This is a genomic window from Pontibacter litorisediminis, assembly GCF_029360645.1.
In the GTDB taxonomy this organism is placed as follows: domain Bacteria; phylum Bacteroidota; class Bacteroidia; order Cytophagales; family Hymenobacteraceae; genus Pontibacter; species Pontibacter litorisediminis.
The window spans coordinates 438,127-452,941 of the sequence record NZ_JARDUA010000001.1 but is presented as its reverse complement, the minus strand read 5'-3'; the positions used below and the strand labels follow the sequence as shown (position 1 = coordinate 452,941).

Genomic DNA, 14,815 nt, shown 5'->3' with positions numbered 1-14,815 from the left:
AAATGTCATTTGTACCCCTTTGCCTGATTTTGGCTTATGAAAAGGGTCATTCTGTGGTCAGTTCCTTGTTTTGAATCATTCTGTAGATGGTGGATTTGCCGATATCCAGCTTTTCGGCCACCAGTAGCACATTGTGGTCATACTTGTTCAGGAAGCGCTGGATTATCTCTGTGGTATACTCCCGCAGTGGCCGCTCCACGGACAGAAAATCTTTTTCGCTGCTGCTTGCCGTCAGGTTGATATCCTGCGCCTCGATTACGTTCTCATCCGCCATCACCACTGCTAGTTCTATAATGGCGCGCAGCTCGCGTACGTTGCCCGGATACGAGTGGGAGAGAAGCTTCTCCTGCGCCTTTGCCGAAAGGGTTTTCTTGCCAAGTCCATTTTCCTTACAAAAGGCATCCATAAAATGCTTGGCCAGCACCAGTATGTCGGCTCCGCGTTCACGCAGCGGCGGCAAGTGTATGGGCAGGCCCAACAGGCGGTAGTACAGGTCTTCGCGGAAGTTGCCCTTTTTTACTTCCTCGGCCAGGTCCTTGTGGGTCGCCACAATGATGCGGGCGTCGACGGGAACCACACTGTTGCCTCCAACGCGCGTGATTTCCTTTTCCTGTAAAACGCGAAGGAGCTTAGCCTGCAGGCTTATATCCAGCTCACCTATCTCATCCAGAAATATAGTGCCCTTGTTTGCTTCCTCAAATCTGCCCAGGCGTCGCGACACAGCCCCCGTGAATGCCCCCTTTTCATGTCCGAAAAGCTCACTCTCAATAAGCTCCCGCGGAATTGCGGCTACGTTCACAGCCACATAGGGCATTTTCTTTCTTGTGCTGTTGTAGTGTATGGCCTTCGCAACCAACTCTTTCCCTGTTCCGGTCTCACCATTAATGGAAACGGTGATGTTCGTTTTAGCAGCCTTGCCCATCATGTTGAACACCTGCCTCATGGCCTCGCTGTTGCCGATGATAAAGTTGCTGAAGTCATACTTCTGGCCGATCTCCTCGCGCAACTGGTCGATCTCCTCCCGAAGCGACACGTTCTCACGAATTTTGTTTACCGTGTTCCAAAGGCGCTCGGGGGTATCCTCATCCTTTACAATGTAGTCGTAAGCGCCCTTCTTTAGCAGGTCTACAGCGGTTGCCACATCTTTTTGCCCGGAAATAATGATCACTTGCGTGTCTGGGCTTTGCTCTTTAATCTTGTGCAGCACCTCCGCCCCGTTTTTGTCGGGTAAGGAATAGTCAAGGGTTAGCACGTTAGGCCGCTGGTGCAGATTGGCCAGGCAGTCTTTGGCAGCGTGGAACTTCTTTAGTTCGTAGTCAGGATTTAAAGAAAGATGATACTCCAGTAGCTCACTGTACCAAATATCATCGTCCAGGATAAAAATTTTGAATGGGGTATTCTTCATTTAGTAAATCCGTCGTAGTAGCGGGCTGCCGCTTATAAAGATAGCATGTTAGGATTAGTCAAAAACTATACCAGGTAACGCTGTACTATATAGATGGCAAATTGCAGGCTAAGTAATTGAAATTTACCTTTTTTTACAACTATATAACATCATTTAGTTAGCTAGAATAAACGGATTTTTATGAGGTGGGCACGCTAATCTGATCCAATTTTAAGACAGAAGAAATTTACCGGATATCAGCGTAAAGCCCCGCCCTATGGCTTGGCACATAAGGCGGGGTGATATAACTAAATAGAGCTTCCTCAGGAATGGATGGGTTGATATTTAGCCCGCATAAACATAAACACACCATAAAAAATAAGGCCTAGCGCCACAGCCCCTAGTATGAAAGAACCATAAGAGGCATTCTCCAGGAACTGAAAGGCAGCGCTGTTGCCGCCGGCTTGGGAGGCGCTTGATTTGAGGGCCGCCTGCAGAAAAAGGTAGCCAATAACGATCCACACAATACCTCTGGCCATGTAGCCCAGCTTGCCGGCGCGGATCATCTGGTGCTCCACATCATGTTTCAGCCCCCCGCTTTGTACTTCTTTTTTATACTTCTCGGAGTAACCATAGTAAATCTGGTACAGGCCCGCCAGTATGGTGCCTACGGCCACTATACCTACCAGCCACTGCCCGAACGGCTGCTCCAGCAGTTTGGCGGCCAGTGTCTCACGGGAGTCGCTGCTGCTACCGCCGCTGCTACCCAGCACCATGCGGGCTGCCAGAAAGGCAAAGCTCCCATACACGAGGCCACTGAACACGTACCGGAGGCGCTTGGCGATTCCCTTTGCACCCGACCCTTGGTCTTCTGTGTCTTTAACCGCCTGGATAAAACGCCAAATGGCATAGCAAAAAAGGCCTAGCGCGGTAATTCCCAGCAGTACGCTTCCGGCAGGTAAATCCAGTATGGTTCTGAAAATGCCCGATCGCTGCGTGTTGTCAGTTGACTGTCCGCCTATCTCGAAGGCCGCCATAAAGGCTAGGATTCCGAGCAGGCAATATACTACCCCCTTCGCAGTAAGCCCGAAACGGGCAAAATTCTCTACCCACTTCGGTGGTGGGCTAGGAACATATGATGATACATCCATGATATTTATACTTTTAGTGTTTTCTGTACTTCCATACACGCTACTTTTGCAAGCTTGGTTGCTGCCTTTTTTCTGATGTATTTAACGGTGGTGTCGCGGCTGAGGCAAACTAATGCCCTCCGATTACGGTATGGAGAAAGAAGAGCGGTTAGCTCAGAGAAACTGTGTGGTTGCCGGGTTGGGTGTATACTTTTTTTATATTTGCCATGAATAGCAAAACGGTGCTGTAGACGTCCTCACATAACAGGTGACCAGACATATAATCCTAACCTATGAAAAAGCCACTTTACACGCTTCCTTTTTACCTGATTATCCTCAGCATTTTATACTTGCCGTCTTGTGTAACCACCTCTGCTTCATTGGGGGCGAAGGCTATCAAGGCACCCTATGCTGCCAGCTTGCGCAACGCCAAAACCTATGCCTGGTACCAGCCTAGCCCAATGGCACAGCCTGAGTACCTGAAGGGGTATAAGCCAGCCCTGCACAAAAACTTGGTGCAGGCTGTGGAGCAGGAGCTGCAGGAGAGGGGCTATACCAAAGTGGAGCAGAACCCGGATATGCTGGTGGCATACGATGTCAGCGTATCGGTGCCGGCGGAAAAAGACAGGTCGGAGAATTTTATCGAAGGATTTGGGTACAGCTATGCCTATATGAGCGGCTACCGCTACAGTTATGGCTACGCTGACATGCCCGGCTACCGCAGTGTAGACTTGTTTAAGGAGGGGACACTTATCATTGACCTCATCAACCCAAGGTCAAACATGCTGTTGTGGCGCGGTTGGGCCGAAGGCGCGATAAACTTCAACGCCGGCTCAGGCGCAGTACAGAAAAGGGTGGAGGAAGTACTGGAGCAACTCTAGCTATTCTTTAAGGTAATTGTTAAAGCGCATCACATCCCCAGGTTTTCCCACCACATAAAGCAGGTCGCCCCGCAGTATCTTTGTATCCGCGTTAATATTCAGGATAGTTTGTTCCTTCCGTTTGATCGCCACTACGGTGACTGCAAACCTATTGCGGATGTTTGACTCCTGTATGGTTCTGCCGATGGTGTCGGAGTCGCTGGTGTAGGCTCGGAGCGATGCCACCTCAATATCTGGCAAGTCTACGCTGAGTGTTCCTGCGTCAGGGTTGCGGGTGTTGGTAAGGCTGCGGAGCATTTCATAGTTATCGGACCGAATCCTTTGTGTGAATGCCTCTATCTCGTCGCGTGGCATCAGGTACTTGTTCAGGGTACGGGTAAAGATCTCGATGCTTGTCTCAAACTCCTCCGGAATCACCTCGTCAGCCCCAAGCCTGTAATTGTCCTCCAGCTCCTGCACAAAACGGGTGCGCACAATAAGGTGTATTTTATCGGAAATATCGCGGATAGTCGTGATGATGCGCTTTGTCGCTTCCGGGTCTGAAATGGCCACTACCACCACGCGTGCACGGTGGATGTTAATGTGGGAGAGGATCATCGGGTGCACAGCATCGCCATACACTATGGGCTCCCCCAGCTTGCGCTCCTGCTTTACGGTGGTGGCATTCAGCTCTACAATTACATACGGGATCTTTGCGTAGCGGGCAGCCTTGGCCACATTACGGCCATTTATTCCATAACCGATGATCACGATGTGATCGTCGAGGTCCGGGAGATCTCCATGACCTTCCGCCTGCTGCTGTGCAAAAGGCATCGGCTCATCTTTAGAAGTAAAAGGTGCAACCAGCTTAGTGGCCAATTTATGGTAGGAGCCCATGATGAACGGCGTGATCGCCATTGTCAGCAGCGAGACCGACAGGAAGTACTGGTATGTTTCCTGGGAAAGAAGGCCGTTGCTGATACCGGTTTTAGAAAGAATAAACGCAAATTCACCTACCTGGAACAGCGACAACCCCACCAAAAGCGAGACACGGAGCGGGTACTGCAGCATGCGGGCCGCCACTGTGGCCACGATGCCTTTCAGCACGAACGTCAGTACGGTGAAAAGCAAGATGACAGGCAGGTTTTGTAGCAGGAAGCCGAAGTCAAGCAGCATCCCAATCGAGACAAAGAAGAAGCTCGTGAAAATCTCGCGGAACGGGAGAATATTGCTGGTGGCCTGGTGGCTGTACTCTGACTCTGATATGATAAGGCCGGCCATGAATGCACCCAAGGCCAGTGATAAGCCGAGGCTGGACGTGAGCCAGGCAACGGCAAAGCAGATTACCACTACACTTAATATAAACAGCTCTTTGCTCTTCGTTTCGGCCACCAGGTACAGGAGGCGGGGCACCAGGTAACGCGCACTGATCAGCACAAACACGATTACGAAGGCGCCTTTCAAGGCCATCAGCAGCAGTGCCATACCTACGTTCTCGGAGCCTCCCGCCATGAGCGGGGCCAGCAGCATCATCGGCACCACTATGATGTCCTGGAAGATGAGAATGCCCAGCACAACGCGCCCTTGTGGGCTGTTGATCTCGCCTTTATCCCCCAACAGTTTCAGTACGATGGCCGTGCTGCTCAGGGCGATGAGAAAGCCCATGAACACGGCTTCGCCCCAGTTGAAGTTCAGCAGCACCATCACCAGCGCTACCAACCCGATGGTGGCCAACACCTGGGTGGTGCCACCTAAAAGGACGGTGCGCTTGATCAGAGCCAGTTGCTTCAGCGAAAACTCCATGCCGATGATAAAGAGCAGTAGAATAACGCCAATCTCGGCCAATATCTCAATATCGTGAGAGCCATGAATGAGGCTGAGGCCATGCGGGCCGGCAATAACACCGGTGGCCAGGAAACCCAATATAGTCGGGAGCCTAAAACGCTGGAACAGCAGGATGACAATAACTGCCAAGCCAAGTATAATGACTATGTCTGAGAGTAAAGGTATCTCCATGTAATAAAGTACACTGTTTATTTTAGGTTGGTTTAACTATGAAGGGCTCGCAGTATTAGCGTTCCCCGTTCCACTCAGCATAAAATTGCTCCAGGAATTCCTCCATGTACGCGTGCCGCTTTTGCGCCAGGTCTTTGGCGGTATCTGTATGCATACGGTCTTTTAAAAGTAAAAGCTTTTCGTAGAAATGGTTGATTGTGGGAGCGGTGTTGGCTTTATAAGCCTCGAAGCTTTCATGCATGACTGGCTTAACAGCCGGATCATATAGCTCCCGGTTCTTGTGCCCTCCATAGGCAAACGTTCGGGCAATGCCAATAGCTCCGATGGCGTCTAGCCGGTCGGCATCCTGCACTACTTTTCCTTCCAGCGTAGGCATGGCAGAGGAGGTGCCGGCTCCTTTGTAAGATAGGTCTTGTATGATGCTGCAAACGTGCTGAATGGTCTCTTCCTCTACCTGCCGCCGCTCCAGCCACTCGCGGGCCATACGTGGGCCAACAGTTTCATCCCCGTTATGAAATTTATGATCCCCGATGTCGTGCAGCAACGCGGCTAACTCTACCACGTAGAGATTTACCTGCTCAGTGGCGGCTATATGTTTGGCATTGTTCCACACACGTAGTACATGCCACCAATCGTGCCCAGATCCTTCCCCGGACAGCAGCTCTTGGACATAATTTGCCGCGGCAGCAATAACTTCCTCTTTATACATATATTGGGTTGATGCTTTTCCAGCCTAAAGCTAAAGAAAAACTTTTACCCGGCGAGGCGTTGCGGCGGCTCTTTTGGTTTAAGCATAAACAGGCTCCTGTAGCACAGGCACTTTGTTAGCAGAGGCTGGCACTTGCGCTTCCAGCAGGTCTGCCCAGGTGCCTAGGTATAGCACCACGTCATCACGTTTGTTGTGTTTCAGGTGCTTCCGATGCTTTGGTAGCCGATTTGTAACACTTTGGAGGGAGAGGGTTTCAAGGTGCGCCAGTTCTTCGCGGGTTATTCCCATTTCAAGCATCTGGTCTATAATTTCATCTAGCGGCAGTCCGCTTTGTGGGCAGTAGTCGCGTAGTTGCTCGCGCCAATCACCGTAGCGCCACATGGCCGCCCCATGTATCTGGCCCTTAGTATATTTGGTTATGGTTTGGGCTAGGTGCCCGCAGTTGCAGCTGCCCATGTGCCCCCACTCATACTTTGCGCCTTCTGCCAGCCTATTAGCTGTTTCGCGCAAAGCTTCAATCAACTCATCGGATCTCTTTGCCATGGTATTAATGCTTTAAATTTGAAAGAACAGAAAGCGCGCATTCAAAGAAGTGGCCGCATTTAGCCCTAGCCATACTTTTATAACCCGCCATTGGTTTGTTCCTTTGTAGTATATCCGTTAGACTTGGCCAAATGTTTGATTTTCCTTTCAGAAATGCGCGCACAAAAAACTCCTCTGGGGCTTCTGGCAGCTTTTGCTATACCGTCGTTGCCCTACTCACTGTTTTCTTTTACTTAATTCCGCAGCAAGGGCAGGGGCAGATCCTCAACATTGAGCGCTCCCGGGTCGAGCGCGACTCCGCAGGGTATTTCACTGGTAAAGGGGGCTTGAGTTTTTCCATGTTTAACCGAAATGCAGGAAAGAACAACCCCAACAACTACCTGCAGCTCACCTTTAATGGTGATGTAGCCTATATATCCGAAAAGCACAGCTACCTTTTGCTCAACTACTATAACTACCTGCTGGTGAACTACGACTCAGAAGAACTACGCAATACTGTAGCTAGCACAGGATATTCGCATTTTCGAGTGAACCTGCACCGGAGAAGGCGGCTGTCTTACGAGCTTTTTACACAGGTACAGGCAGACAAAGCCAGGGGCCTGGAGTTCCGCACTTTGGCAGGTGGTGGCGTACGTTTCCGCCTGCTCAGCGGCGAGAACAGCAACTTATACGTTGGTTCAGGCTTTATGCACGAGCACGAGGAGTGGGAGAATCCAGAGCAGGAACAGCAGTTAATCGTATCAGACCTGATCAAATCCACCAATTATGTAAGCGGCAAAGTAAAGCTGAATGAACAGGTCAGTACCGAGGGGATCGTGTACTATCAGGTTGGGCATGATGATAAAATAAACTCTTTCCGGAACCGGGTGAGCGGTGATGTTACTCTGCAAGTGAAGCTGACAAACAGGTTTTCCTTCAGGACCAACTTCAGCTGCACCTTTGAGGACGAACCCATTGTACCCGTCACCCGGTTTGTTTATGCTATCTCAAACGGAATTCAGGTGCAGTTTTAGAGGCTTGGTCGAAATATAATTGTACATAAATCTGCCTACTAAAGCAATATTTTCATAATTTTACCCTTTGAGTCGATAGAATATCTGATTTATAAATAACCATTCGGTTCATTTGAATTTGAAGGAATAAAAAACACTGATGCGCAAAACCCTTATCGCATGGTGGTTCGTGCTAGGCCTGGCAGTCTTTGCCTCCTGCGTACCACAGAAGAAGCTACTGTTGCTGCAAGAGAACCCCGAAGTTAAGGACCAGGGAAAGGCGGATGAACTGCTAAAAACCTTTGACCTTAAAAAGCCGGTTTATACGCTAAAAACTGGAGACGTGCTCTCGCTCCGGGTTCAGACTACCACACCACAGGAGTATGATTTTCTAAGTGCCGGAACGACAACCTTTGGGGCGACAGACCCTGTATTGGACGGTTATACCATTGATGAGGCAGGAGACATTCTGTTGCCAGTTGTGGGTAAGGTGCATTTAGGAGGGCTTTCCATGCCTGAGGCCCGTGTGGAGGTAACGGAGGCTTTAAAGCCGTTTCTGGCTAACCCCACGGTAAACCTTCGCCTGCTTACCTTCCGCTATACCATCGTGGGGGAAGTTGGCAGCCAAGGACAATTCACGACCTACCAAGATAACATCAATGTAGTGGAGGCGATTGCAACGGCGGGAGGCTTTACCAGCTTTGCCAATAGGGGTAAGATTAAGCTGATCCGGTACGAGGATGGACAGGCTAAAATTTATGCCTTCAGCCTTTTGGATGAGAATACCCTTGCTAAGAATAACTTCTATCTTCAGCCTGATGATATGCTGGTGGTTGACCCGCTACCTGCTAAGTTCTTCCGTGAGAATGTCTTTGCTACATTCTCGCTTGGCTTCGGCTTGCTCACTTCTATCATTCTTCTTTACACCAGAGTTTCAAGATAACTTTCAAGAGTTGGAATCTACATTCAATCCCGAGGAAAACAGCTTCATTGACTTTAAGGCACTCTTAAACGCTGCCATCTCTAAGTGGTATCTTTTTGTACTGGGAGCTGTTGCCGCGGTAGCAGTAGCCTATCTTGTTAACAGGTATACTGTGCCCGAGTTTGAGATATCATCTTCTGTGATGTATACCAATGACCAACAGGGGGCCAATGCAGCTGCTCTGTTATATGGTACAGAGCTCTATAAGGGATCACAAGGCCTCACTAATGAATCCATTCTTCTAAAAACAAAATCTCTTGCCCGGCAGACCCTTGATAAGCTTGATTTTCAGGTAAGCTATTTCGTCCAAGGAAATGTTCTGCTCTTAGAAGCTTACAAAGCAGATGCCCCTATTCATGTTGCCTTTGACTCCACTGCTACTGAGATACCATACAACGTGATGTTCAAGGTGGCGCTAACTGAAGAAGGAGATTATACCTTGTCCTCAGAAAATCTTACCTGGAATGCGAAAGTTGCTGATAAGAGCTATAAGTTTGGACAGTCTTACCTTATAGATGGTTTCGCTTTTACTATAGAACTGCTTAAGCCTGAGCCATTCAGCGGGAACGAGGTCATGTTCACCATCAATGACCTTGATAACCTAGCTAAGCAGTATGCCTCTAATCTTGCTGTGTCTCCCTATGGTGGTGATGCGTCTGCGCTTGTGATGACTGTGGCAGGTACCACTCCCAAAAAGGACATTGATTACCTCAACGCCCATATGGAGACATACCGGCAGTACAACCTGGACATCAAGAATGCCAAAGCAGTAGGTACATTGAACTTCATTGACCTGCAGTTACAACAGATAAGTGACTCGTTATACTTCATCGAATCTAGGCTGGAGGAATTCAAAAAGCGTAATTCGGCGATGGACCTCAGTGCGGTCGGGGCAAAAGTTTCAGGGGAGTTGCAGGCATTGGAGCAGCGGAAAGCTGAACTTCTGCTTACAGCCCGTTATTATGACTACCTCTCAAATTACTTAAGCAAAGAGAATCCGGAAGAGTTAATCCAGGCCCCTGCCACATTGGGTGTCAGTGACCCAGTACTGAATGCACTGGTTTCACAACTGGTTACCCTTCAAACAGAGTTAAGTGTTGCTTCAACTGGGCAGGGGCAGCAGAACCCAACTATAAAGCTGAAGCGCCAGCAGCTAAATGAAGTAAGGGCTTCTTTACTGGAAAACCTGAACAGCCTGAAAGACGCCAACCAAATCGCCCTTCGTAACCTTGACCAACGGATTAATGCGGCATCAGCGGAGATGCAGAAACTGCCATCCTCGGAGAGGCAGTTGATTAACATTCAAAGGCTTTACAGTCTGAGTGAGAATCTTTATGTCTTTTTGATGGAGAAAAGGGCAGAGGCCGGCATCGCTAAAGCTGCGAATACATCTGATGTCACCATATTGAAAGAAGCCTCAATCAGTAAGCAGACGGCTCCTTTGCCGCTGCGTAACTATGGTATTGCGCTTGCCATTGGGCTTGGCCTTCCCTTTGCCTTCATATTTTTGAAGGAGCTGATGAACAACAAGATACACACAGTGGAGGATATCGGGAAATTCACCGAGCTTCCCTTGCTGGGTCTTGTTGGGCATAATAAAAAGGAGGACAACCTTCTGGCAAACATGAGCCCGAAATCGGCGCTGGCAGAAGCTTTCCGCACGGTTCGCTCTAACCTGCGTTACATGACCGGTGTTGCAGACGAGGCAACAGAGGGAGGCAAAATCATCGTGATCACCTCCTCTATTAGTGGGGAGGGAAAGACTTTCTCGGCCAAAAACCTGGCCTACATCATTTCTATCTCGGGAGAGCGCACCCTTTTGGTGAATGCCGATATGCGCAAGCCTAACAACAACTCTGATCTAGGGGTTACCAGCAGCACTGGCCTGAGCAATTACTTGGCTGGTCATGTGGCGTTGGATGAGGTGATCAACACTACAATTCAGGAGAGCCTGTATGTGCTGCCTTCCGGTGATATTCCTCCTAACCCATCCGAACTCCTGCTCAGCAACCGCATGAAAGACCTTGTTGCAGAGTTGAAGAGACGGTTTGATTACATTATTATGGATACTCCGCCAGTTGGCATACTTTCAGATGGATTGGAGTTGATGCAGGTTGCGGATGCCAACGTGTTCATGGTGCGGCAGGATTATACGATCAAGGACTTCCTTAAAAATTTACAGCTGCAGGTAGAATCTGGGAAAATCCGCAATACGGCCGTGCTTTTTAACGACGTGGACTACAAGAAGCTAAATTATGGCTATGGTTATGGGTATGGCTACGGTTATGGCTATTATGCTGAAGATAACGAAACAAAGTCTTTGTGGAAACGAATAAGGGGGTAATTCCCCTTTTTCGTTTACTTACCTACCGTTAGTATATTATATGCATAAAGATTCTAAAATCTACGTGGCTGGCCACAGAGGCATGGTTGGCTCTGCTATCGTACGCAAGCTCCAGCAGGAGGGCTTCAACAACATCATCACCCGAACTTCCAAAGAACTGGACTTAAGAAACCAGCAGGCTGTAGATGGCTTTTTTGAGGAGGAGCAGCCGGAGTATGTCTTTCTAGCTGCCGCCAAAGTAGGGGGCATTCAGGCGAATAACACCTACAGGGCGGAGTTTCTCTATGATAACCTCATGATCGAGGCCAACATTATTCATGCGGCTTACACGCATGGAGTGGAGAAGCTCATGTTCCTGGGCTCTTCCTGCATTTACCCCAAACTGGCACCGCAACCCTTAAAGGAGGAGTACTTGCTGACAGGTGCGCTGGAGCCGACGAATGAGCCTTACGCTATTGCCAAAATAGCAGGCATCAAGCTTTGCGAGGCTTACCGCGACCAGTACGGCTGCAACTTTATCAGCGTGATGCCTACAAACCTGTACGGCTATAATGACAACTACGACCTGAACAACTCTCATGTGCTGCCGGCCCTGATCCGTAAGTTTCATGAGGCGAAGGAGAGTGGGGCTGCTGCAGTAACTGTATGGGGCACAGGAAGCCCGCGCCGCGAGTTCCTTTTTGCCGATGACCTGGCCGATGCCTGCTTTTACCTGATGGAGCACTACAATGGGCGTGAGCTCGTGAACATCGGAACCGGCGAGGATATTACCATCAAAGACTTAGCGATGCTGGTGAAAGAAGTTGTAGAATTTGAGGGGGAACTGGAGTTCGACACCTCTAAGCCTGACGGTACTCCCCGAAAGCTGATGGATGTATCTAAATTGCATTCGATTGGCTTTAAGCATTCTACCTCCTTGGAAGAAGGAATTGCGCTAGCGTACGAAGATTTCAAAAACAAAATTGTAGAAGTATAGTATATATACCCGTTTACTATCATACTTCACTATACTTATTACAAACCCTTTACATATAATGAAAACTGCCCTTATTACCGGTGTAACCGGTCAGGATGGAGCATACCTGGCGGAGTTACTTCTAAGCAAAGGATATAAAGTGCACGGCATTAAGCGCCGTAGCTCTAGCTTTAATACAGACCGTATTGACCATCTATACCAGGACCCGCACGAGAAGAACATCAACTTCAAGCTGCACTATGGCGACCTGACAGACTCCACAAACCTGATCCGTATCATCCAGGAGACGCAGCCGGATGAAATTTATAATCTGGCGGCAATGAGCCATGTGAAGGTGAGCTTTGATACGCCGGAGTATACGGCTAATGCCGACGGCCTTGGTACCCTGCGCATTTTAGAGGCGATACGCATTCTTGGTTTAACCCAGAAGACGAAAGTATACCAGGCCTCCACCTCGGAGCTTTACGGCCTGGTGCAGGCGGTGCCGCAGTCAGAGACCACGCCGTTCTACCCGCGTTCTCCTTACGCGGTGGCCAAACTGTACGGCTATTGGATTACTGTTAACTACCGCGAGGCCTACGGCATGTACGCCTGCAACGGTATCCTGTTCAACCACGAATCGCCGCTTAGAGGAGAGACGTTCGTGACACGTAAGATTACGCGTGCTGCTGCCCGTATTGGTATGGGGCTACAGGAAAAGCTATACCTAGGCAACCTGGATGCCAAGCGCGACTGGGGCCATGCCAAAGATTACGTGGAGGCCATGTGGCGCATCCTGCAGCAGGACCAGCCGGAGGATTACGTTATTGCTACAGGAGTTACCACCACCGTGCGAGACTTTGTGAGAATGTCATTTGCAGAGCTGGGCATCGAGATCGAGTTCAAAGGAGAAGGAGTGGAGGAGAAAGGTTATGTGGCTGCCTGCAGCAATCCAGATTACCAGCTCGAACTGGGCCGTGAGGTGGTGTGCGTTGATCCTAACTATTTCCGACCAACAGAAGTGGACCTGCTGATCGGTGACGCGACAAAAGCTAAAGAGAAATTAGGCTGGACGCCAAAGTATGACCTGCCTGCCCTGGTGAAGGATATGATGGAGTCAGACATCGAGCTTTTCAAGCGTGACAGCTACCTGGTTGAGGGAGGGCATAAAGTATATAATTACCACGAGCTTCAGTAGAAAGTATAAGTATACCAAAAAAGTATGAAAGGCCGGTTGAGTTCGCTCAGCCGGCCTTTCATACTTTTTTGGTATACCATGATAGGAGTTTGATGGGCACAAAAAAAGAGCCTGCGTTCACACACAGGCTCTTTTAAGAGCGGTCTGGACGGGACTCGAACCCGCGACCTCCGCCGTGACAGGGCGGCATTCTAACCAACTGAACTACCAGACCAATACTTTTGATGCTACGGAGCCTCTTGCTCCTTTTACTAACCGCAGGGTTTAATCTGCGGTCTGGACGGGACTCGAACCCGCGACCTCCGCCGTGACAGGGCGGCATTCTAACCAACTGAACTACCAGACCAATACTTTTGATGCTACGGAGCCTCTTGCTCCTTTTACTAACCGCAGGGTTTAATCTGCGGTCTGGACGGGACTCGAACCCGCGACCTCCGCCGTGACAGGGCGGCATTCTAACCAACTGAACTACCAGACCGTTTGTCTTTTCCTTAACTTTTCGTGTTAAAGTGATGCAAAGGTATATTCCCGGATTTAAATGTGCAAATCCTCAGCATCATTTTAGCCCTATATTTTAGCTTGAAACAGCAAACAGCTTCATTTACAGGTGAATTATTTTTTAAGGCAAGTATAAATTCATACTTGTGTTACGTGCATTGGCCAAAAACCTTAAATTTGTGGTACTAAACACAAGCTACGAACTTATGCTTTTAGATTTCGAACAACCCATTGCCGCCCTGGAGGGCAAACTGCAGGAGATGAAAAAGCTGGCTAACGAGAGCCAGGTTGATGTATCGGAGGCAGTGAAGGCGCTGGAAGAGAAAATCAAGACACTAAAGAAAGAGACATATGCCAACCTAACCCGTTGGCAGCGCGTGCAGCTCTCGCGCCACCCCGACAGACCTTACACGTTAGACTATATCCACGGTATCACAGATAAGTTCGTGGAGCTGCACGGCGACCGCACTGTAAGTGATGACAAAGCCATGGTAGGTGGCTTTGGTGAGCTGGAAGGCCACAGTGTGATGTTCATTGGCCAGCAGAAGGGCCGCAACACCAAGCAGCGGCAGTTACGCAACTTTGGGATGGCTAACCCGGAGGGCTACCGAAAGGCGCTGCGCCTGATGAAGATGGCTGAGAAGTTCAACAAGCCGATCGTTACCTTTATCGATACGCCGGGCGCTTTTCCTGGTCTGGAGGCTGAGGAACGTGGCCAGGGGGAGGCAATTGCGCGCAACCTGAAAGAAATGTTTATGCTGAAGGTGCCGGTCATCTGTATCATCATTGGTGAGGGAGCCTCGGGTGGTGCCTTGGGCATTGCCATCGGCGACCGCGTGATGATGCTGGAGAACACCTGGTACTCCGTAATCTCCCCGGAGTCGTGCTCTTCCATACTTTGGCGCAGCTGGAACTATAAGGAGCAAGCTGCTGAGGCGCTAAAACTCACGGCTAAAGACATGCTGCAGAACAAACTGATCGACGGCATCATCAAAGAGCCACTTGGAGGCGCTCACCTGGACCCGAACAAGATGATGGCTACCCTGAAGAAAGAAATCATCCGATTACTGGACGAGCTTGGAACCATGGACCCTGAAGAACGTATCATGGAACGCATCGAGAAGTTCTCTAACATGGGAGTGGTGCTGGAAGCTTAAGTCATGCACCATCCAAATACCTGAATGAATTAGGGGCGAGACCATAT

12 protein-coding genes and 3 tRNA genes are annotated in these 14,815 nt (G+C 49.5%); 7 read left to right on the top strand and 8 right to left on the bottom strand.

The genetic code is table 11. From position 1 onward, the window contains the following. Positions 1–46 precede the first annotated feature (46 nt). Positions 47–1,405: a sigma-54-dependent transcriptional regulator gene (locus tag PXG97_RS02020; protein WP_276496045.1), complete on the bottom strand. Its 1,359-nt coding sequence runs from the start codon at positions 1,403–1,405 to the stop codon at positions 47–49. 302 nt (positions 1,406–1,707) lie between these two features. Then, positions 1,708–2,535: a DUF1206 domain-containing protein gene (locus PXG97_RS02015; RefSeq protein ID WP_276496044.1), complete on the bottom strand. Its 828-nt coding sequence runs from the start codon at positions 2,533–2,535 to the stop codon at positions 1,708–1,710. A gap of 272 nt (positions 2,536–2,807) precedes the next feature. Here PXG97_RS02015 and PXG97_RS02010 point away from each other — a divergent pair, with 272 nt between their 5' ends. Then, entirely contained in the window at positions 2,808–3,395 is a 588-nt protein-coding gene (locus tag PXG97_RS02010; protein ID WP_276496043.1) for a DUF4136 domain-containing protein, read from the top strand. On the opposite strand, the gene PXG97_RS02005 is transcribed toward PXG97_RS02010, so the two are convergent. The 3 genes from PXG97_RS02005 to PXG97_RS01995 all read right to left on the bottom strand — a co-directional run bounded on the left by PXG97_RS02005 (position 3,396) and on the right by PXG97_RS01995 (position 6,642). Beyond that, the gene (locus PXG97_RS02005; RefSeq protein WP_276496042.1) at positions 3,396–5,390 is read right to left on the bottom strand and encodes a monovalent cation:proton antiporter family protein; all 1,995 of its coding nucleotides are present in this window, start codon (positions 5,388–5,390) and stop codon (positions 3,396–3,398) included. 55 nt (positions 5,391–5,445) lie between these two features. Then, positions 5,446–6,099 carry an HD domain-containing protein gene (locus PXG97_RS02000; RefSeq protein ID WP_276496041.1) on the bottom strand — a complete coding sequence of 218 codons (654 nt, stop codon included), beginning with the start codon at positions 6,097–6,099 and terminating at the stop codon, positions 5,446–5,448. Between the two features lie 78 nt (positions 6,100–6,177). Next, entirely contained in the window at positions 6,178–6,642 is a 465-nt protein-coding gene (locus PXG97_RS01995) for a hypothetical protein (protein WP_276496040.1), read from the bottom strand. A gap of 131 nt (positions 6,643–6,773) precedes the next feature. On the opposite strand from PXG97_RS01995, the gene PXG97_RS01990 reads away from it, so the two are divergent. The 5 genes from PXG97_RS01990 to gmd all read left to right on the top strand — a co-directional run bounded on the left by PXG97_RS01990 (position 6,774) and on the right by gmd (position 13,113). Continuing rightward, entirely contained in the window at positions 6,774–7,655 is an 882-nt protein-coding gene (locus PXG97_RS01990; protein ID WP_276496039.1) for a DUF481 domain-containing protein, read from the top strand. 139 nt (positions 7,656–7,794) lie between these two features. Next, entirely contained in the window at positions 7,795–8,577 is a 783-nt protein-coding gene (locus PXG97_RS01985; protein ID WP_276496038.1) for a polysaccharide biosynthesis/export family protein, read from the top strand. Between the two features lie 10 nt (positions 8,578–8,587). Continuing rightward, a complete protein-coding gene (locus PXG97_RS01980) occupies positions 8,588–10,960 on the top strand; it encodes a GumC family protein (RefSeq protein WP_276496037.1) in 2,373 nt (790 codons plus the stop codon). Positions 10,961–11,000: 40 nt separating this feature from the next. Then, positions 11,001–11,936, top strand: coding sequence for a GDP-L-fucose synthase (fcl, locus tag PXG97_RS01975; protein WP_276496036.1), 936 nt, complete (start codon positions 11,001–11,003; stop codon positions 11,934–11,936). A 58-nt stretch (positions 11,937–11,994) separates the two neighbouring features. Then, on the top strand, positions 11,995–13,113 hold the full coding sequence (gene gmd / locus PXG97_RS01970; protein ID WP_276496035.1) for a GDP-mannose 4,6-dehydratase: 1,119 nt from the start codon (positions 11,995–11,997) through the stop codon (positions 13,111–13,113). A gap of 140 nt (positions 13,114–13,253) precedes the next feature. Here the strand turns inward: gmd and PXG97_RS01965 are convergent. The 3 genes from PXG97_RS01965 to PXG97_RS01955 form a co-directional block, all read right to left on the bottom strand. Then, positions 13,254–13,327, bottom strand: a tRNA-Asp gene (locus tag PXG97_RS01965). A gap of 58 nt (positions 13,328–13,385) precedes the next feature. Further along, positions 13,386–13,459, bottom strand: a tRNA-Asp gene (locus tag PXG97_RS01960). Positions 13,460–13,517: 58 nt separating this feature from the next. Then, positions 13,518–13,591: transfer RNA gene (locus PXG97_RS01955), tRNA-Asp, on the bottom strand. Positions 13,592–13,817: 226 nt separating this feature from the next. Between PXG97_RS01955 and PXG97_RS01950 the strand changes: the two genes are divergently transcribed. Beyond that, the gene (locus tag PXG97_RS01950; protein ID WP_276496034.1) at positions 13,818–14,768 is read left to right on the top strand and encodes an acetyl-CoA carboxylase carboxyltransferase subunit alpha; all 951 of its coding nucleotides are present in this window, start codon (positions 13,818–13,820) and stop codon (positions 14,766–14,768) included. The last annotated feature ends 47 nt before the right edge of the window (positions 14,769–14,815 follow it).

Coding starts and splice junctions, on each gene's coding strand:
- PXG97_RS01990 (WP_276496039.1), top strand. CDS start 6,774: ATGTTTGATTTTCCTTTCAGAAATGCGCGCACAAAAAACTCCTCTGGG.
- PXG97_RS01995 (WP_276496040.1), bottom strand. CDS start 6,642: ATGGCAAAGAGATCCGATGAGTTGATTGAAGCTTTGCGCGAAACAGCT.
- PXG97_RS02010 (WP_276496043.1), top strand. CDS start 2,808: ATGAAAAAGCCACTTTACACGCTTCCTTTTTACCTGATTATCCTCAGC.
- PXG97_RS02005 (WP_276496042.1), bottom strand. CDS start 5,390: ATGGAGATACCTTTACTCTCAGACATAGTCATTATACTTGGCTTGGCA.
- gmd (WP_276496035.1), top strand. CDS start 11,995: ATGAAAACTGCCCTTATTACCGGTGTAACCGGTCAGGATGGAGCATAC.
- fcl (WP_276496036.1), top strand. CDS start 11,001: ATGCATAAAGATTCTAAAATCTACGTGGCTGGCCACAGAGGCATGGTT.
- PXG97_RS02000 (WP_276496041.1), bottom strand. CDS start 6,099: ATGTATAAAGAGGAAGTTATTGCTGCCGCGGCAAATTATGTCCAAGAG.
- PXG97_RS01950 (WP_276496034.1), top strand. CDS start 13,818: ATGCTTTTAGATTTCGAACAACCCATTGCCGCCCTGGAGGGCAAACTG.
- PXG97_RS02020 (WP_276496045.1), bottom strand. CDS start 1,405: ATGAAGAATACCCCATTCAAAATTTTTATCCTGGACGATGATATTTGG.
- PXG97_RS02015 (WP_276496044.1), bottom strand. CDS start 2,535: ATGGATGTATCATCATATGTTCCTAGCCCACCACCGAAGTGGGTAGAG.
- PXG97_RS01985 (WP_276496038.1), top strand. CDS start 7,795: ATGCGCAAAACCCTTATCGCATGGTGGTTCGTGCTAGGCCTGGCAGTC.